This window comes from Cupriavidus sp. HMR-1, from assembly GCF_000319775.1.
GTDB classification, from domain to species: domain Bacteria; phylum Pseudomonadota; class Gammaproteobacteria; order Burkholderiales; family Burkholderiaceae; genus Cupriavidus; species Cupriavidus metallidurans.
The window spans coordinates 1-19,570 of record NZ_ANKP01000078.1; the positions used below are offsets into that span (position 1 = coordinate 1).

At 64.4% G+C, this 19,570-nt stretch carries 16 protein-coding genes; 3 read left to right on the plus strand and 13 right to left on the minus strand.

Annotated features, from left to right (window positions below):
* From D769_RS11730 to D769_RS11755, 6 genes are all read right to left on the minus strand, one after another.
* The coding region (locus tag D769_RS11730) for a HAMP domain-containing histidine kinase (protein WP_008645265.1) at window positions 1–885 on the minus strand (885 nt) is incomplete at its 3' end.
* On the minus strand, window positions 882–1,553 hold the full coding sequence (locus D769_RS11735) for a response regulator transcription factor (protein WP_008645266.1): 672 nt from the start codon (window positions 1,551–1,553) through the stop codon (window positions 882–884). The genes D769_RS11735 and D769_RS11730, both read right to left, overlap by 4 nt.
* A 5-nt stretch (window positions 1,554–1,558) precedes the next feature.
* Window positions 1,559–1,912: a PepSY domain-containing protein gene (locus D769_RS11740; protein ID WP_008645267.1), complete on the minus strand. Its 354-nt coding sequence runs from the start codon at window positions 1,910–1,912 to the stop codon at window positions 1,559–1,561.
* Window positions 1,913–2,226: 314 nt separating this feature from the next.
* Window positions 2,227–3,225 (minus strand): tripartite tricarboxylate transporter substrate-binding protein, encoded by a 999-nt coding sequence (locus tag D769_RS11745; protein ID WP_008645268.1) that lies wholly within the window; start codon window positions 3,223–3,225, stop codon window positions 2,227–2,229.
* A 100-nt stretch (window positions 3,226–3,325) separates the two neighbouring features.
* Window positions 3,326–4,501, minus strand: coding sequence for an acyl-CoA dehydrogenase family protein (locus D769_RS11750; RefSeq protein WP_008645269.1), 1,176 nt, complete (start codon window positions 4,499–4,501; stop codon window positions 3,326–3,328).
* A gap of 10 nt (window positions 4,502–4,511) precedes the next feature.
* Window positions 4,512–6,065 carry an AMP-binding protein gene (locus tag D769_RS11755; protein WP_008645270.1) on the minus strand — a complete coding sequence of 518 codons (1,554 nt, stop codon included), beginning with the start codon at window positions 6,063–6,065 and terminating at the stop codon, window positions 4,512–4,514.
* 108 nt (window positions 6,066–6,173) lie between these two features.
* Here D769_RS11755 and D769_RS11760 point away from each other — a divergent pair, with 108 nt between their 5' ends.
* The 3 genes from D769_RS11760 (at window position 6,174) to D769_RS11770 (ending at window position 11,593) form a co-directional block, all read left to right on the plus strand.
* Window positions 6,174–7,064, plus strand: coding sequence for a LysR family transcriptional regulator (locus D769_RS11760; protein WP_008645272.1), 891 nt, complete (start codon window positions 6,174–6,176; stop codon window positions 7,062–7,064).
* A gap of 593 nt (window positions 7,065–7,657) precedes the next feature.
* Window positions 7,658–10,789 carry an autotransporter outer membrane beta-barrel domain-containing protein gene (locus D769_RS11765; RefSeq protein ID WP_241227853.1) on the plus strand — a complete coding sequence of 1,044 codons (3,132 nt, stop codon included), beginning with the start codon at window positions 7,658–7,660 and terminating at the stop codon, window positions 10,787–10,789.
* Between the two features lie 57 nt (window positions 10,790–10,846).
* On the plus strand, window positions 10,847–11,593 hold the full coding sequence (locus D769_RS11770; protein ID WP_008645275.1) for a hypothetical protein: 747 nt from the start codon (window positions 10,847–10,849) through the stop codon (window positions 11,591–11,593).
* A gap of 1 nt (window position 11,594) precedes the next feature.
* Here D769_RS11770 and D769_RS11775 read toward each other — a convergent pair whose 3' ends face one another.
* The 7 genes from D769_RS11775 to D769_RS11805 all read right to left on the minus strand — a co-directional run bounded on the left by D769_RS11775 (window position 11,595) and on the right by D769_RS11805 (window position 19,565).
* On the minus strand, window positions 11,595–12,296 hold the full coding sequence (locus D769_RS11775) for an anaerobic ribonucleoside-triphosphate reductase activating protein (RefSeq protein WP_234707072.1): 702 nt from the start codon (window positions 12,294–12,296) through the stop codon (window positions 11,595–11,597).
* Complete coding sequence (gene nrdD, locus D769_RS11780; RefSeq protein ID WP_008645279.1) at window positions 12,274–12,465, minus strand: anaerobic ribonucleoside-triphosphate reductase; 192 nt, start codon at window positions 12,463–12,465, stop codon at window positions 12,274–12,276. The genes D769_RS11775 and nrdD overlap by 23 nt, the downstream gene beginning before the upstream one ends.
* Before the next feature lie 47 nt (window positions 12,466–12,512).
* Window positions 12,513–14,237 (minus strand): ribonucleoside triphosphate reductase, encoded by a 1,725-nt coding sequence (locus tag D769_RS11785; protein ID WP_008645280.1) that lies wholly within the window; start codon window positions 14,235–14,237, stop codon window positions 12,513–12,515.
* Between the two features lie 211 nt (window positions 14,238–14,448).
* Window positions 14,449–16,026: a fatty acid--CoA ligase gene (locus tag D769_RS11790; RefSeq protein WP_008645281.1), complete on the minus strand. Its 1,578-nt coding sequence runs from the start codon at window positions 16,024–16,026 to the stop codon at window positions 14,449–14,451.
* Between the two features lie 75 nt (window positions 16,027–16,101).
* Window positions 16,102–17,340: an acyl-CoA dehydrogenase family protein gene (locus D769_RS11795; RefSeq protein ID WP_008645282.1), complete on the minus strand. Its 1,239-nt coding sequence runs from the start codon at window positions 17,338–17,340 to the stop codon at window positions 16,102–16,104.
* 8 nt (window positions 17,341–17,348) lie between these two features.
* Window positions 17,349–18,473 carry an acyl-CoA dehydrogenase family protein gene (locus D769_RS11800; protein ID WP_008645283.1) on the minus strand — a complete coding sequence of 375 codons (1,125 nt, stop codon included), beginning with the start codon at window positions 18,471–18,473 and terminating at the stop codon, window positions 17,349–17,351.
* 108 nt (window positions 18,474–18,581) lie between these two features.
* On the minus strand, window positions 18,582–19,565 hold the full coding sequence (locus D769_RS11805; RefSeq protein WP_008645284.1) for an acyl-CoA dehydrogenase family protein: 984 nt from the start codon (window positions 19,563–19,565) through the stop codon (window positions 18,582–18,584).
* Between the last annotated feature and the right edge of the window lie 5 nt (window positions 19,566–19,570).

Genomic DNA, 19,570 nt, shown 5'->3' on the forward strand with positions numbered 1-19,570 from the left:
GGCGGCACCCACTGCGCGGGCCCGCGACAGATGCCGGTCCACCTGCTGGCGCATCGCGTCCACCTGCTGCAGCACGCTCTGGGAGAGCGGACCGGGCAAGGCCGTGGCGCTGTTGGCCAGGATCGCCAGCGGCGTCTTGACCGCGTGGGCCAGATCCGCCGCCTGCCTGCGCGACCGCTCCACGGCATCGTGATTGCGTTTGAGAAGCGCGTTGATCTCATCGACGAGAGGCTTCACTTCGGCCGGCCATACTCCCTGCAACGTGGGGTCGCCACCGCCGTGCAGCTTTGCCACCGCCGCACGCAGGCGGCTCAGCGGCGCCAGCCCAAAGCGGATCTGCGCCCAGACGGCGCCGAGAATGCCCACACCAAGGATGCCGAGTGACAGCCACAACAGATGCCGGAACGAGCGTTTGGCGTCCCGCAGTTCGGTGCGATCCAGTGCCACCGTGATCTGGACGTACGCGTCATCCCCGGTCAATTGGAGCCTGCGGGACTTCACCAGCAGCGACTGGCCTTCCGGGCCGTTCCGGATATCGGCGTCTCCCGCCGGAATCTTGCGCTCGATCGTCGTGGGGATATCGATGTCCCACAGCGACCGCGACCGTAGCGATTGCGTGCCCGACGCGGCCTGCCAGTAGGCGCCCGAGTACGGCCGTTCAAAGCGCGGATCGGCGGGCTGGCGCGTCAGTTCCAGCTGGCCGTGGCCATTCCATTCGAGCGCGGCGGCAAGGCTGGTCAGATCCCGGTCCAGCTCGGTCACGTAAGTCTTGTCGACATGGCGACCGAACAGGGTATCGAGCACCCAGCCCGTCGCGCATAGCGTGCCGACCACCCATAGGGTGGCGATCAGCAGCAGCCGGCCCGCGATGGTGGGCCGCTTCATGCGCCGTGTTCCGGCGGGCGCAGCCGGTACCCGAGGCCACGCACCGTTTCGATGACATCGACGCCCAGCTTGCGTCGCAGGCGACCGACGAATACCTCGATGGTATTGCTGTCGCGGTCGTGGTCCTGCGCGTAGATATGCTCGGTCAGCGTGGTCTTGCTGACGATCACACCCTGGTGGTGCATCAGGTAGTCGAGCACCTTGTACTCGTGGGCGGTAAGGATGATGGGCGATCCGTCCACGCTGACCTGACCAGTGGCGGGCGCCAGCGTGACCGGGCCGCAGGCGAGAACGGGCGAGGTATGCCCGGTGGAGCGACGGATCAGCGCCCGAATACGGGCCAGCAGTTCCTCGGCACGGAACGGCTTGGTGAGATAGTCATCCGCGCCCGCGTCGATGCCTTCCACCTTTTCCACCCAACTGTCGCGCGCGGTCAGAATCAGCACCGGCACGCCGTTGCCGGCCTGGCGCCAACGCTTGAGCACGGTCAGGCCATCGAGCTTGGGCAGGCCCAGGTCAAGAATGACCGCATCATAGGGATTCTCGGTACCGAGATGCTCGGCGTCGATGCCATCTGACGCGTGGTCCACCACATACCCTGCCTGAGACAGCGTATCGGCAAGCTGGCGCGCCAGTGTGGCTTCGTCCTCGATCAGCAGGATGCGCATCGTCGTCAGGGCTTGCGGGCTTTGTCGAGGTCATGCCCCTTTGCCTTCAGCAGGCGCGCGTTGCGGGCATCGTACTTGAGCTTGGCCACCGCGCTGTTCGGCAGCAGCAGCTTGACTTCATAGGTCCATATCCCGTCATCGCGGTCCAGCTTGACGTCGATGACATCGCCCGTGTACTGGTTCGAAACGGTCTCGAGGATATGGGACAGGGGCAGGATCTCGCCCGAGCGCAGCGCCTCGCGGGCGCGGTCGGCATCGGTATCGGCATGGGCGATGCCGGCGGTGCCAAAAGGGCCGAGCGCGGCAACGAGGATCAGGATGTGCGCTGCGGGGCGCAGCCAGCGTGTCAAGGCATTCATGGGGCGCATGTTGCGGGGGCAAGCCTGAACAGAAGCTGAACGCCGCGCTCAGGCGCGGTTCAGGTTCGACAGCGCATGATGCCACGACATTCTCACTCCGTCGCCGCCATGTCACAACGATCCGCCCTACACGCAGTGCTCTCCGGCCTGGCTCAACTCGCCCCGCTGGCCGTGGCGATGGCCGCCGCGGCACTGCCCTTCTGGTACAGCACGCTTTCCCGCTGACCGGAGATCCGGTCACCCCGGTTCAAGCGCCGAGCGTGGCAATGATGTCGCGTGCCATCGGTGCCCGCCCGTGCGGGCTGCCGGATGTCTCAGCCCACCTCCCCCCGCATCCCGATCTCGCCGATGAGCTTGTCGTAGCGGGCGTTATCCGCGGCTACCATCTGCGCGAATTCGGCGGGCGATGCGCTCCTGCGAATCTCTCCCGCGTTTGCCTTCATCGACGCATCGAGTTTCCCACTGGCCTGCAATGCGGCCATGGCATCGAACAACTTCTTCGTCAGCGGCGCTGGCAGGCCAGCCGGGGCAAACAGGCCGCTCCAGTTGTCGAGCACGAAGCCTGGCGGCAACGATTCCGCCAGCGTCGGCACGTCGGGAAAATAGATCGACCGCGCGGCTGACGACACCGCCAGCGAACGAAGTTGTCCGTTACGCAGGAACGGTGCCGCTGTCGATAGAACGGGCATGCCGAACTGCGTCTGCCCACTCATCATCGCGGTGACAATTTCGCTGGCACCCTTGTAGGGGATGTGAACCGCCTTGGTTCGCGTCTGGTGGAGCAGCGACTCCACTGCCAGGTGCGACACACTGCCCTTTCCGCCCGATCCATAGTTCAAGCCATCTGGCTGCCGGCGCATTGCGTCAATCAGGTCACGCGCTGTCTTGTATGGCGACGAGGCCGGCACGGCCAACACTACCGGGCCGCCGGACAGCGCCGAAATCGCGGTGAAGTCCTTGGTCGCGTCATACGGCTGGTCACGATACAGGTGGACGTTGATCACGTGCTGGTTGGCCAGCACGCCAAGCGTGTAGCCATCCGGCTCGGCACGCTTCAGCGCCCGAGCGCCGATGATGCCGCCCGCGCCACCGATGTTTTCCACCACCAACGGCTGGCCCAGCACGGGCGCCAGCTCGGCGGAGATCGTACGGGCCATCGAGTCGGGCGCGGTTCCCGCGATGAACGGCACGATCAGACGGATCGGGCGCGATGGATAGGGCGCGGCTGCGCTGGCCACGCGGCTCATCATGCCGCTCAGGGCCGTGGCACCGGCCACGGCGCCTGCTGTGGCAAACCACTGACGACGATTCATGCTTGTCTCCTGTCATGCGGCGCATTGTCTTGTATCGCAATGTCGCCACGCAAATGCGTTGAGGCCCGTCGATCAGGTCAGACCCGATCAGGCCAGATGGTCATGCCCCAGTGGGATCCAGAATCGCCTTGGCGACCGTATTCCGCTGGATCTCGCTGGTGCCCGTGAAGATGCGGAACATGCGCAGCTTGCGCCAGGTCTGCTCCACCGGATGGCCGCGCGTCACGCCCACGTTGCCGTGAATCTGCACCGCCTTGTCCGCCACCTCGAAGCAGCGCTCCGACACGAACAGCTTGCACGCCGCCGCCTTCATCCGCAGGTCAGCGCCGGCATCGGCAAGCATCGCAGTCTGCGCGATCATGCTCTCGCACGCCCACAGCGCGGCGGCCATATCGGCCAGCATGTGCTGGATGGCCTGGAAACGCGCGATCGGGCCACCAAACTGGCGGCGCGTGCCCGCGTACTGTACTGACGCCTTGTAGGCACTCGTGGCCAGCCCCAGCATCGACGGACAATGCAACAGCCGGTTGACGTTGATACGCGACATGCCGAGCTTGAAGCCACGCCCTTCGCCACCGAAGATGTTCGCACGCGGCACACGCACGTTCTCGAAGCGGATATCGCCGTCAATATGCTGGCCCGACATCGGTACGTACTCGGTGCTGACAGTCACGCCCGGCAGATCAAGGTCGACGAGGACCGCCGTGATCGCCGGTGGCGCGGTGGCGGCATCGGTCACGCACATCACGATGGCAAAGTCCGCGAACGGCGCGCCGCTGATGTAGTGCTTCTCTCCGTTGATAACGAGATCATCGCCATCTACGACGGCACTGGTGCGAATGCTCTGCGCATCCGAGCCAGAATGCGTCTCCGTCAGCGCGAAGCACGTGGACTTCTCTCCGCGAATGACCGGCTGGAAGTAGCGTTCGATCTGGTCGGGCGTCGCGTACTTGAGCATGTTACCCACGCGCGGCGGCCCGCCGAGATCACCCAGCACGTGCGGCGCCAACACCGCCCCGCTGGCGGCCAGATCGGCCTTGAGCGCGCACTGCTCCGCGATATTGAGACCCTTGCCGCCCAGTTCCACGGGCAGACAGGCCGCGTAGAGCCCGAGTTCGCTGGAACGGCGCCAGACGTTGCGCAGCACCTCGCGCGGCCACGGGTCTTCCGCGCCAAGATCCAGCTCGCGCTCCAGCGGCCGCAGTTCCTCGTCGATGAAGCGCTGGATCGCCGCGCGCGTTTCCAGCAGCACGGGGTTGGTCAGGTGATCGAACATGATGTGTCCCTTAATTGACGCGGCGGCTGGCGCCCACCCAGTACTGTTCCCGCACGACTTTGCGCGCCAGCTTTCCGCTTGCGTTCTTGGGCAGTTCGGCCACGAAATCGACCGTGCGCGGCGACTTGTAGTCGGCAATGCGCGCGCGGCAATGGCCGATCAACTCCGATGCGCTGGCTTGCCGGCCCGGCCACAGCGCCACCACGGCCTTGACGCTTTCGCCCCAGGTTTCGTCGGGCACACTGATCACGCAGGCTTCCATGACGTCCGGATGCTGGTACAGCGTCGCCTCCACCTCGGTCGGGTACACATTGAAGCCGCCGGAGATAATCATGTCCTTCTTGCGATCGACGAGGTACAGGTAGCCATCGGCATCCACACGCGCCAGGTCGCCGGTGTGCAGCCAGCCGTCGATCAGTACTTCGCTGGTGAGACCGGGCTCGCCCCAGTAGCCCTGGAACACATCCTCGCCACGAATCACGAGTTCGCCGATCTCGTCGTCGCTGACCTCCTCACCGCGTTCGTTGACGACCCGCACTTCGGTTTCCCCCATGGCGCGACCGCACGATGCCAGCCGCTCTGGATGCCGCGCGAGTGCCTCGGCATGATCCGCCGTGGATAGCCGGGTAACGCCGGACGTCGATTCGCTGGCGCCGTAGCCTTGCGACAGGATTGGACCGATGCGTTCCCACGCCTCGCGAATGCGTGCGGGCGCCATGGGCGCGGCGCCGTAGGCCAGCGTCTTCAGGCAACTCAGGTCTGCCGTGGCCAGTGTGGGCTCGGCCAGCAGCAGGTTGATCATCGCCGGCACCATGAACACGTGCGTCAGGTTCAGACGCGGCACCTCGGCCAGGAAGTGCGCGGGCTCGAACTTCTCGAACAGGACCAGCGTGGCGCCAAGGAACAGATACGGCTGCATCAACATGCCAGACGCATGGGTAATCGGCCCGATCAACGCCAGGCGATCGCCCGGGCGTGCAGGGCGATCCATGCCCAGGATCATCTTGCGCATCGACGCCAGCCGGTTGCCATAGCTCTGCATTGCCGCCTTGATCTTGCCGGTGGAGCCCGACGAGAAATGCAGCACGGCGAGGTCGTCTGGCTGTGGCACATAGTCGATGGCGGTGGTGGCGCCGCCATCGATCAGTGCTTCATAGGCACCGTACTGGCCCTCCGCCCCGGCAATCGCAAAGAAATGCTCCACGCAGCCGAACCCGCGCGATTCCCGCTGGTATCGCGTGTAGCCGGGGCCGACGATCATCACGCGCGGCGTGCAGTTTTCCACGACATCCGACGCCTCTTCGGCAGTGAAGCGGGGATTCAGCGCGGCCTTGACCAGCCCGGCCTTGTACAGCGCGCATTCGATCTCCACGATCTCCGGACAGTTTCGCGCCTGGATCGCCACGCGGTCGCCACGGGTCAGGCCCAGTGCCAGCAGCGCGTTCGCCAGCCGCGTGGAACGCTCGTCGAGCTGGCGATAGGTCAGCACGCGATCCCGGTACAGCACGGCCGGACTATCGCCCCAGTAACGAGCGGCGCGCCTGAGGAAGTAGGCGAACGTCATGCATGTCTCCTTGCAACTTGTCTGGTGTTTGTGCGCCCAGTCTGTAAGATGACGGGCATCACTACAATGCATTGACTGGAATAAAGTCATAAACATCAGGAATGTGCGATGGAGACTCGCGATCTGGAATACGTGCTGGCTGTAGAAGCCCACGGTGGCATCGGGCGTGCCGCCGAGGCGCTGGACATGACCCAGCCGGCACTTACCAAGGCCGTGCAGCGCGTGGAGGCGCAACTGGGCGTACCGCTATTCGAACGCACGACGCTGGGTATGCGCGTCACGCAGGCGGGAGCGGTCTTTCTGGAACGGGCACGCCGGATCCGGCTGGAATATGAAGACGCGATCAAGGAAATGCGCGGCATCCAGACCGGCGAACAAGGGATGCTGCGCCTCGGCTATTCCCCGTCGATGCCCAATGCGCTGGTGCTGGGCGCGTGCCGGCAACTGATTCGCGAGCGGCCAGTGGCACGGCTGCGCCTGACGATGCGTGTGGCGCGCGAGTTGATGGACCTGCTGCAGGCCGGCGAACTCGACCTGGCCATCGCCCCGTTGCCGCGTCAGGCAAACCCGGCCCTGGTATCGCGTGAGCTGTTCACCGATCGCCTGGCGGTGGTGGCCGACGAGAATCATCCGTTGCTACGACGACGCAACCTGACGCTGGCGGACCTGACCGACCAGCAGTGGCTGCTGCCTAGCGCGCACGTGCTGATCCGCCAGCAGATCGACGCCGCCTTTACGGAACTGGGCTTGCCCGCGCCGATCCTGCGCGTGGAGACCGACTTCGGCAGCACGGCCCTCTTCGATCTGGTGCGCGGCACCGAAATGCTCTGCATCGCGGGATCAACCAGCAATGGCGCCCAGGCGGGCCTGCGCCCCATCGCACTGCGGCCTGATGCCCTAGACCTGGGCCGACGGGTGGGCGTGATGTCGCGGGCGGGTGCCTATCTCTCGCCGCTGGCCCTGCGCATGATCGGCATTTTCGAGGCGCGGATGCAATGAGCGATCGCCACGCGAAAACCATGTCGAATAACTAAATCTCAAAAATCAGATTTTCGTAATTCCGGCATTTAATCCGTCGCCCACGATCGGATTGCACGGCAGAGATTCGGCTTGATTGCTGGATTTGACACCCCGTCATCACGTGGATCAATAATCATAAATTAAAATAAAATATTAATATCAAGATATTAAAAGTTTCACACAAAAATATTCCTTTACGACACTAATCTGCATGAGGCGCTCCATCAACACGATCTTTGCCACGTGTCGCGGGACCCGCCTCTCCGGAGCCTTCAGACCCCGGCAATAGTCTCCCCGTCTCGCACGGGCTCGCTTTCGGACCATCAGCAAGTCGACTAACTGGAGAGAGCATGACGATCAGATCGATCCCAATTTCCTCCCGACATAGAAGGCCGAGACTGAAGGCAACGTCTGCGGCGGTGGCAGTGCTTTTGCTGATGCAATACGAGCCCGCCATCGCCCAGGTTTTTATTCAGGGTGTTGGCCAGGGAAATACCTTCGTTGATACGCCGAATCACGCTTACGGAACCTCTGCCAGTAGCGTGGCGATCATCCGCGCCACAGGACCTGGCGTGACCTATACCGGCAGTAGCATCTCCGGCACGATCCCCGCCGGGTCGAGCACTCCCACGGTACAGGCTACCGGCGGTGGCAGCGTCGCGTTCACAGGCACGTCCACTTTCGGCATCAACGGCAGCAGTGGGTACGTGTTCGATGCTTCCGGAAGCGGCTCCAGCATCTCGGCCGACACCGTCACCCTGACCGGCGGTCAGGGTGGAATTCATACGTCATCGGCCGGCTCGGTAACAGTTGGGGCGGCAAACATCAGTAGTACGGTCGCCACCGGCAACGCGGGTGCAATCTTCGTCGATGGCGGCACCGTCACGACGAATGGCAGCACGGTCATCAACGCGCTGCCGGGCGGCACTGCCAACACGTTCTACAACGGCGTTCGCGTGAACAGCGGCGGCACCTTCAACGCCAACAACGCGCTAACGATCAATGTGGATAGCGTGGCAGGCTCCGGGATTTACGCGGCCGCCGCAAACGCCATTGCAAACGTTAACAGCCAGGGGCAGCCGATACAGATTTCACTGATCAACGGCCAGAACTCAGGCATCAACAACGTCAATGAAGCGGCCGCCCTGCGGGCCGATTCCGGAGCCGTCACCATCACGGGCAACTCGCAGCTGGCAGCAAGCCAGGGGCGCGGATACGGGATGTGGACCGGCGTCGGCGGCGGCACCATTACCGCGAACGGGAACTCCGCCATTCATACATATGGAGACCAGGGATTCGGGATACGACTCGATGCGGGAACCGTACAACTCAACGGCGACCTGTCGATTGAAACCGGCGTGAATCCGGTTGCCGGCGCTTCGGGAGTCGGCTCTGCGGGGATTCGCGGGATTCTGGGGACGTTGAACGTCACGGGCGCCACTACGATCAACACGGTGGGCGGCATCACGCCGGTCGGAAGCAGTTTCCTCTCGTACACCTATGAATCCGCGTACGGCATCTGGAATACCAGCGCCAGCCGGATCGCCGGTGGTGGATCTGCAATGACCTTTGGCGGTCCGGTCACGATCACCACCAGCGGCCCTGCCGCCCATGGCATCTACAACGACAGCAATAGCGGGACCATGACGTTTCAAGGGCCGGTCAACGTCAACACGACTGGAGGCAGCGGAAGCGTGACGTGGTACAGGCCAGGGTCCGCCGCCGGTTCCAACGAAACCGTTGGCGCCTGGGGCGTCAACAGCGCGCTGAGCGGGACCACCACCTTCAAGGGGCTGCTGACTGTCAACACGACGCAGGCGACCTCGGGCGGTGTCCGCAGCATTGGTGGCCTGGTTGACATTCAGAACGGCGCAACCATCACTACCAGCGGCGCGAATGCGTACGGCGTCTATGCCTCTGGCAAGACCTCGCCCGCTACCTACAACGGCACTATCCAGCTCTCCGGTCCGACCTCGATCACGACTAATGGCAGCGGCGCCCACGCCGTGTTCGCCGATCAGGCCGGTACCGTTGTCCTCAACGGCGCCACGATCCGCCTGGCCGACCAGAGTGCCTTCGGTGTGTTGGGCAGCGCGAACTCCAGCATTTCAGGTACGGGCCTGTTCAATGTGATCGCCAATCTGCAATCGCAGAACAACGCACAGATCAACCTCACAATGACGCCCGGCTCCGTGTTCACCGGAGCCACCACGCGCAAGGACGGATCCACGTTCAACCTGACGCTCAAGGACAGCACCTGGAACCTCACCGACAACTCTAATCTGTCCACGCTGGTCAATGACCCGAGCCAGATCATCTTCGCTGCGCCGGTCAACAATACGTTCAAGACGTTGACGGTGCAGAACTACAGCGGTAACGGCACCATCGCGCTCAACACGGTACTGGCAAGCGACGGCGCGCCGTCGGACAAGCTCGTTGTCGATGGCGGCACGGCAACCGGCAGTTCGAAACTGCGCATCAACAATGCCGGAGGCGCCGGCGCGCTGACCGTGGCGAACGGCATTCAGGTAGTGAACGCGACCAATGGCGGCACCACCGCCGCCGGAGCGTTCGCGCTTGATGGCCGTGCCGTCGCGGGTGCCTACGAGTATCGCCTGTTCCGTGGCGCCAACGACGGCACGGATGCGAATTCGTGGTACCTGCGTTCCGATCAGACGCCCACGCCGCCCGCGCCACCGGAACCGCCCTCTCCCCCCGCGCCACCAACGCCGGATCCACTGTACCGCCCCGAAGTGGCCGCCTATCTGGCCAATCAGCGCCTGGCCGGCCAGATGTTCGTCCACAGCCTGCACGACCGCCTGGGCGAGCCGCAGTATGTCGAGGAACAAGGCTTCGACCGTGCCGACGACAAACCCCGCTCCGGCTGGTTGCGCATGGTCGGCAAATGGGAGGGCAGCCATAGCGCCGACGGCGTCTTCAAGACCAGCACCGATTCCTTCCTGCTGCACGGCGGCGCCGAACTGGCCAAGTGGAAGCTGTTCCGCGACGACGGCAACGATCGCGGGCACCTTGGCGTGATGGGTAGCTACGGCTTTGCCAGCACCGATGCGAACGCCCGGGGCAACCCGTTCAGCGCGAAGGGCAAGGTCGAGGGCTGGAGCGTTGGCGCTTACGGCACGTGGTACCAGAACGACGAGCAGAAGCTGGGCGCCTACGTCGACACCTGGTTCCAGTACGGCTGGTTCGCCAATCGCGTCGAAGGCCAACTGCTGCCGACCGTGCGCTACAACGCTACCGGCTGGGCCGTCTCGGGCGAGACCGGCTACGCCATCCCGACGCGCAGCAACTGGATCGTCGAGCCGCAGGGCCAGTTGATCTACGTGGGCTACAACGAAGACAACATCACCGAGCCCAACGGCACCCAGATCAACGGGGCGAACTCCCACGGCTGGATTTCGCGCCTGGGCGTGCGGTTTCACCGGACGTATGTGCGCGAGGAAGGCAAGACCACGTGGCAGCCTTACCTGACGCTGAACTGGTGGCACACCGGTGTATCCAGCAACATCTCGTTCAACGAACTCCCGCTGGGCAGCATGTATCCGAGCAACCGCTACGAGGTGAAGATTGGTGCCAATGCCCAGTTCAGCAAGCGCTGGACTGGATGGACCAATGTGTCGGGGGCGTGGGGCGCGCAGAGCTTCTACCAGTACGCGCTTCGTGTGGGCGTGAAGTACACCTGGTAGCGTTTCCACAGTTGGGGCCGTCCCCACGGCCCCGGCTAACGCATTACACTGCAGCCTATGAGCCGCAGCCACCCGCAACCTCATCTTCAGGATTCCCTCACCGCCTACTACTGGAGTGGCGACGCCATTCGCAGCCGGCGCGTGAGTGACGTCGTGCTCTCCGGCACCGTCGACATTCCAGAGCCCCCCGCCCGGCTGACCGCAGACTGGGCGCGCGAAATCTCACATCACATGAACCTGGAAGTGGGGGATGTCGAGGTCATGCCCCTGGCGCGAGCACGCGCGCGTTGGTCGGATTATTCGTGCTGCGTGCGCGCCGTCTCGGATTGGACAAGCACGCTCGGCCTGCCCGAAGTGCTGGCCGCGAGCGATGTCGCGCTTATGGTCTGTCGCGGGGCGCGGTATCACCATGACGGCGACCAGTATGGCGGCGCCGCATTCTGCAATCTCTTCCTGAGCGATGACAAGGGACAGGACGTCCACTTCCCCTTGCTGGATCTTCGTATTCCGCTGCAGCGGGGCACGGTGCTGATCTTCGATACCTGTCAGCCTCACGCAGTGATTCCGCGCGGCAGCAGCCGTTTCAATGCCGCCGACTTTCCGACGAATCAGGATTGCACCCAGCTATTCCTGACCTGGGAACTTCCCATCGAGAATGCCCACGTGGCACGGGCGCTCAAGATCGCGTTCGACAGCGACGTATCAATTGCACGCGATCTCGACGAAGAGCAGGTCCGACTACATTGCGAAAGGGTTGGCGTGTGTCAGGAAACCGGCGCGTGGCAACGCTTCGTGGCTGAGTAAATCAGGCTTGCATTCGCACGGCAATCCGCGGGCACGCCGCTGCGATGCGGTCTGCAATCCCCGCCGGGTGCGGCACCGGCATTCCGGCGCGATTGCAGACTTGCAACGACCAGCGCTGGACGCCCTTCTCCGCCAGCGTATGCAGCAGCGCCATCAATTCGGCCTCATCGAATAGCTCGGGGTCCCAGGTCGTGCGACATTCATAGGCGACACCGCTTGCCACCAGACGCTCCAGCGAGTCCATCACGCGTGTGGCGCTTCCGGGCGTGCCGGTCACGTGGTCGTAGCGGTGCGCGGGCGCCTTGATATCGAAGCCAACCCAGTCGACCCATGGCAGCGCAGCCTCCAGGCGGTCCGGATACATGCCGGCCGTGTGCAGGGCGACCTCGAAACCCAGTTGCCGCACATCGCGCATGGCGGCGGGTAGCGCGGCCTGCAGCGTGGGCTCTCCGCCGGAAAACACCACGCCATCCAGCAGGCCACGCCGCCGCGCCAGGAATACCAGCACGTCTTCCCAGGCCCGCGCTGACGGGCTGCCGACCGGAATCAGATGCGGGTTATGGCAGTAGTCGCAACGCCAGGGGCATCCCTGGCAGAACACCACCGCGGCCAGCCGCCCGGGAAAGTCGATGCTGGTCAGCGGTGTGAAACCGCCGACTTTCAGGTCTGCCAAGATGGGCTCAGGCCGCGCAGCGGGCCTCATCGAAGAACGTGCGCTCGGCATGCTCGCCCTTCTTGCCGGTGTTGAAGCTCGCCACCGGACGGTGGTAGCCCATCACGCGGGTCCAAACTTCGCAGGGTTGGCGCTCTTCGTCCTTGAGTGTCAGTGCGGGTTCGATCGAGAAATGGCGGGCGACAGCGAGATCAGTCATGGCGTTGCTCCTCATGTGCGAAACGTCGGGTTGAAAATCGGGAAACCTCACGCCGCCAGCGCGGCGCGTTTGCGCGCGAGAATGTCCTCGTCGCACTTCGGGCAGAAGCGGTGTTCGCCGGCCAGATAGCCGTGCTTGGGGCAGACGGAGAACGTCGGCGTGATCGTGATGTAAGGCAGCCGGAACGACTCCAGCGCGCGACGCACCATCCGCTTGCAGGCCTCGCCGCTGGACAGTCGCTCGCCCATGTAGAGATGCAGGACCGTGCCCCCGGTGTACTTCGATTGCAGGGATTCCTGACGTGCCAGCGCCTCGAATGGATCGTCGGTAAAGCCGACGGGCAACTGCGACGAGTTCGTGTAGTAGGGCTGATCGGCCGTGCCGGCCTGCAGGATGTCAGGCCAGCGCTTGCGGTCTTCACGCGCGAAGCGATACGTGGTGCCTTCCGCGGGCGTGGCCTCCAGGTTGTACATGTGGCCCGTGGCTTCCTGGAATTCGACGATCCGCCCGCGCACATGGTCCAGCAGACGCACCGCCATCGCGTGCCCGGCTTCCGTAGTGATGTCGTACGCATCGCCCGAGAAATTGCGGATCATCTCGTTGATGCCGTTCACGCCAAGCGTCGAGAAATGATTGCGCAGTGTGCCCAGGTAGCGCTTCGTGTAGGGGAACAGCCCTTCGTCCATCAGTTGCTGGATACGCTCGCGCTTGGCCTCCAGCGTGTCGCGGCCCATGTCCAGCAGTGAATCAAGCCGGCTCAGTAGTGCGCCTTCATCGCCTCGATACAGATAACCGAGTCGCGCGCAGTTGATGGTGACCACACCCAGGGACCCGGTCTGCTCCGCACTGCCGAACAAACCGTTGCCGCGCTTGAGCAATTCACGCAGATCCAGTTGCAGGCGGCAGCACATGGACCTGACCATATTGGGCGTCAGGTCCGAGTTCACGAAGTTCTGGAAGTACGGCAGGCCGTATTTCGCCGTCATCTCGAACAGCCGCGCGGCGTTCTCGCTTTCCCACGGGAAATCCGGCGTGATGTTGTAGGTGGGGATCGGGAACGTGAAGACGCGCCCTTTGGCATCGCCCTGCGTCATCACCTCGATGTACGCACGGTTGATCATGTCCATCTCCGCCTGCAGGTCGCCATAGCGGAACGGCATTTCCTCGCCGCCGATGACGGGCACCTGTTCCTTGAGATCGTCGGGACATGTCCAGTCGAACGTCAGGTTAGTGAATGGCGTCTGCGTGCCCCAGCGCGACGGCACGTTGAGGTTGTAGATCAGCTCCTGGATGTGCTGCCTGACCTCGGGGTACGTCATCGCGTCCTTGCGGATGAAGGGCGCCATATAGATGTCGAACGACGAGAAGGCCTGCGCGCCGGCCCATTCGTTCTGCATCGTCCCCAGGAAATTCACGATCTGCCCGACTGCGCTCGACATATGCCGCGGCGGCGCGGCTTCCACCTTGCCAGGCACGCCGTTGAGGCCTTCATGGAGCAGAGTGCGCAACGACCAGCCGGCGCAGTAGCCGGACAGCATGTCGAGATCGTGGATATGGAGGTCGCCTTCCCGGTGCGCGGCGCCAGCCTCGGGCGCGTAGACATGCGAAAGCCAGTAGTTGGCGGTGACCTTGCCGGCCACATTGAGGATCAGGCCGCCCAGCGAATAACCCTGGTTGGCATTGGCGTGAATCCGCCAGTCCTTGCGGTCCAGGTATTCATTGATGGACGACTCGACGTCGACAGTCGTCGCGCCCCGGATGTTCTGCTGCATCGCACCCCTCCCGTGCTTACGCACAAAATATGGGATGGATTATCTATATCGATACCATAGGTAGTGTTGCGGCAGATCAAACGGCGGCACCGCCGCGGGGGGACGACGCATCGGGTGGCGCATCGACCGGGTATGGCCCGGAGGGCGACCCCGACCTCGACCGCCCGGCGGCATCTGCCGCCGGATGTGCCCTTCCCCGGCCCCGGAGTGCCTAGTTCACCTGCCGGGTGCGGCCCGTCCAGTACGGCTCCCGCAGCGCCCGGCGCAGCAGCTTGCCGGATGGATTGCGCGGCATGGCGTCGATGAAGTCGATGCTCTTGGGCACCTTGAAACCCGCGATGCGCTCGCGCGCCCAGCCCAGAATGCTGTCGGCATCAGCGGCCACACCCGGGCGCAGCACCACCATCGCCTTGACCGCCTCGCCCCACCGCTCGTCCGGCACACCGATCACGGCCACGTCGGCAACGGCCGGGTGGCCGTAGATGGCACTCTCCACCTCGGCCGGGTAGATGTTCTCCCCGCCGCTGATGATCATGTCCTTGACCCGGTCGTGGATATAGAGGTAACCGTCCGCGTCCATGTAGCCGGCATCGCCACTGCGCAGCCAGCCGTCGGCGTCGATGGTGCGGGCGGTCTCTTCCTCCTGCTTCCAGTAGCCCGCCATGTTCTGCGGCGAGCGGATCACCACTTCGCCCACCTCGCCGGCAGCCAGCCTCTGGCCATCCGGCCCGACCACCGCCACCTCGCTACCGGGCATGGCCTTGCCGGCGGCGCGCATGCGCGGGACATCGGCGGGCGTATGGTCTTCGGGCGGCAGTGCCACGATCGTGCCCGTGGTCTCCGTCATGCCGTACTGCTGCACGAAGCCGCAGCCAAACACCGCCATGCCCTCGCGCAGCAGCGCCGCGGGAATTGGCGACGAGCCGTACAGCATGTGCTTGAGGCGTGAATAGTCCACCTGGCGCGCGCGCGGATCGCGCAGCACGATCTGCATCGCGGCCGGCACCATGAACAGCTTGCTGATGCGGTCATGCTCGATATAGTCGAGCACCTTGCCCGGATCGAATTCGCGCGCCACGACACCCTTGCAGCCGACTAGAACACCGCGCACGCCCCAGCCCGAACCGCCGATATGCGCCACCGGCATGGCCACCAGCGACACATCATCGTCGTTCCATAGCGACCAGTCGGCGCCTTCGCGCAGCGAGATCTCGGTACCACTGGTCAGGTTGCGATGCATCAGCATCACGCCCTTGGGACGTCCGGTAGTGCCAGAGGTGTAGAGCTGCAGCACCACGTCGGCGGGCTTCGCTTCGTGCGCAGGTGGCGTATCCGGGCAGGCGTCGCGCCAGTCCGTGTAGGTCGGCCAGTCTGGCTCCCCGCCCTCCATCGCCACGGCGCGGCGCACCAGTGGCAGCGCTGGCAGCAGGTTGCGAACCGATGCCGATGACTCGGGCCCTACAAAGACCAGCGTCGCGTCGCAGTGCGAGACGATGTACTGGATTTCAGGCCCTGCCAGCCGCCAGCTCACCGGCGCAATGACGGCCCCCATCTTGGCCGCGCCAAAGAACAGTTCGAAATAGTGGTCGCTGTTCTTGCCGACATAGGCGATGCGGTCGCCAGCCTTCACGCCGTCGGCCAGCAGGGCCTGCGCCACACGATCCGTATGGCGATCGAAATCGGCAAACGTGGTCTCGCGGCCTTCGAAGGCGTACGCAATGGCCCCGGCCCGCTCCCGGGCGAAGTGGCGAATCGCGCTGGGCAGCGTCGCGAGGTATTCCGTCTCCATGAGCCTTGTCTCCTTTTCTGATTGATAGGATGGGTACTGGTGACAAATGGCGTCGAGGGACGCCAAAGCGGGCGCTCAGAGCCGCAATACCTGTCGCGCGATGATGTTGCGCTGGACCTCGCTCGAACCACCGTAGATCGATGCCTTGCGGTAGTTGAAGTAGCGCGGCGCGATCGGGGCGGCATCGTCGGGGCCCAGACGCGGGTCGGCAGCGCGTCCCTGGATCTCGGCCCAGGTATCCCGCACGAATGGCAGCGCATAGGGTCCGAGCGCGTCGACGGCTAGCTCGGAGATGGCCTGTGCCGTCTCGGTTCCGACCAACTTGATCATGCTCGACGCCGCGCCAATCGACGTACCCGAGGCCACGCCGGAGAACAGCCGCAACTCCGCCGCCTCGGCCGCCGCCACGCGCACATACATGGCGCCCAGCCGTTGCCGGAAGACGGGATCCTCGATCAGCCGCCCGGTGCCATCCTCACCGGGCTGAGCGGCGGCCATGGCAACCACCTTGTCCAGTTGCCGGTGCAGCATCGGCGCGAAGCTACCGCCACGCTCGAACTCGAGCAGGTACTTGGCAATGGTCCAGCCCATGCCCTCGTCGCCAATGCGTTGGGCGGCCGGCACGCGCACATCGTCAAAGAAAACCTGATTGACCTCCTGCTGGCCTTCCATCGGGCCGTCGAGCGTAGGCAGCGCCGATACGGTGATACCCGGCGTGCGCATGTCGAGCAGCAGGAACGTAATCCCCTCCTGCGGCCTGCCCTCGCGCGAGGTCCGCACCAGACAGAACATCCAGTCGGCCCACTGGGCGTGCGTCGTCCAGATCTTCGAACCGTTGAGGATGTAGTGCTCGCCATCCGCATCGATGCCGCGTGTCGCGCGCATCTGCAACGATGCCAGGTCGGAGCCTGAGTTCGGTTCGGAGTAGCCCTGGCACCACCAGTCGTCGGACGCCAGGATGCGCGGCAGGAAGCGGGCCTGTTGCTCGGGGCTGCCGTACTTCATGATGACGGGCGCCACCATCTTGAGCCCCATCGGCGACACTGCCGGGCAACCGGCGGCGGCCAGTTCGCTCTGGAAGAGGTGACGTTGCGTGGGTGTCCAACCAGGGCCGCCATGTGCTTGCGGCCAATTCGGTGCGGCCCAGCCACGCGCGTGCAGCGCCTTTTGCCAGCGTACCTGTGCCGCCTTGTCGAGATGGCCGTTCTTCGATTGCGCCATCATGGCGCGAAGCTCGTCATCAAACGCTTCGGAGATCCAGGCGCGCACCTCGGCGCGAAACTGCAGGTCTTGCGGAGAGTCGTCGATATCCATGGCGATCCTTATGCGTTGGCCGGGTAGCGCAGGTCGACACAACGGCGCAGATGGTAGGCAACGTTGCCGAACTGCAGGCCGATGGCGGTGACACGCTTGAAGTAGTGGCCGACCGCCGTTTCCTCGGTCACGCCCATGCCGCCGTGGATCTGCACCGCGCCCTCCCCGATGCGGCGGCCTGCTTCGTCGACATGGGCCTTGGCGGTGCTGGCACCCAGCGCGCGCTCATGTGGCTCGCCAGCAAGACGCATGGCAGCCACCTGTGTGAGGGCGACGGCCTGCTCGTGCAACATGTACATGTCGGCCATGCGATGCTGCAGCGCCTGGAAGCTGCCGATGGCCTGCCCGAACTGCTGGCGCTGACGCGCGTACTCGACGGTGTCCTCCAGCATTCGCGCCGTGGCGCCGGTGGCTTCGGCACACAGCGCCACGGTGGCGGTGTCGCTCAATTGCTCCAGCAGCGGCAATGCGCCGCCAGGCATTCCCAGCACTTGTGCGGCGCTCACCGGCACGTCGGCCAGTATCAGGTCAGCAGTACGGCCGCCGTCAAAGGTGGGGGCTTCGATCAACGTCAGGCCCGGCGCCGTGCGTTCGACCCAGAACAGCGTCGGACCGGCATCCGTGTTCGCGCTGACAATGAAGTGCGTGGCCCAGGGCGCGCCGGTGACAAGCGCCTTGCGTCCATGCAACCGGTATCCGCCGGCCGCAGCGTCCGCGCATGTTCGCACCATCATGCCGTAGCGCGATTCCGGTTCGGCGTGCGCCCAGCCGACCACCAGCTCGCCTGCCGCGATGGCGGGCAGCGCTTCAGCGGCCAGCGTCTCGTTGGCATATTGCAGCGCATCAACTGCAAGGATGGCCGTGCCAAGGTAGGGCTCCAGCACAAGATGGCGGCCGAACTGTTCCATCACCACGATGTGGTCGACGATGCCGCCGCCCAGCCCACCGAAGCGCTCGGGAATCCCGATGCCAAGCAGGCCAAGGTCGCGCGCGAACGCGCGCCAGCAGTCGGGACGCCAGCCGGCGGCCGAATGCACGGCAGCCTGGCGCGCATCGAACGTGTAGTGATCGGACAGGTAGCGCGCGAGCGTGTCGCGCAGCATGACCTGTTCTTCGCTGAAGCGGAAATCCACGTGTTGACTCCTCGGTGGGGACGCGACACAGCCATTCTGTTCCGCGCCGGCCATGCCGGCGACGTTCGAACGAACTATTCGCGCCAGACTATGCGTACACCCGAGCGCCTAGACCTGACGTGCGAAATCGCTCACCTTCACGCCATCGCGCCCCAGAATCGCCATGCCGACAACGCGATTCCAGTACAACTCCGACCCGTGCGCCATGCGCCATTCGTGCAGGCATCGCGTGAGCAGCTGCAGGTCATACTCCTCCGTGATGCCGATGGCGCCGTGGAGGCCGTGGGCGGCCGCCGCGACAACCTGCACGGCCTCCGCGCAGCGGGCCTTCGCCACGGCGGCAGCAAGTCCCCCCGGGCGCCGCTCCCCACCCGCGAAAGCCATTTGCGCGGCGACGGACATAGCGGCAATGTGCTCGACGATCACCGAAAGCTGATGCTGGATGACCTGGAATTTGCCGATCGACCGTCCGAACTGCGAACGGTCCTGGCAATACTGGAGGGTCAAATCTCCCGCGCGTCGGGCCGCCCCCGCCATCAGCACGGCAAGCACGGCGCCGTCCCAGGCGTCCAGTTCGTCCACCGTGACGCCCTCGACAGGCACGGCATCACTCCGCACCCACGTCAAATCCGCGCAGAGACTGCCGTGCACCCCGATCCAGTCCCGCTGCGCCGTGCTGCAATCCAGCAAGAGCACCGCATCGCCACAGCCTACGAGTACATGGTCCGCGACCACGCCACCGATCACGTTGGCGATGCGCAGGCTGCCGTCCGGTTCGCGCCGGCATCTTGGCGCGATCGTGATCATGCCCGCGGGTGCCCCGCCCCTGGATTTCGAGAGAATCGCCCGTGCCACAATGGTCTGGCCGATCGGCAGTGGCACCGCGTGCTTTCCGATCTCCAGAAGTATCGGAAACAGCTCGCCCAACGCCAGCCCGGCGCCTCCAGCTTCTTCGGGCGTCAGGAGTTCGAGAAATCCCGCCTCCTCGATGGCGCTCCATGCCTCCCTGACTTCAACGCCTTGTTCAAACTTCCGGAGCGCCTGCGGCGAGAAACGGTCTTTCAGGATATCTGCGATGGCTTCTACGAACATTCACT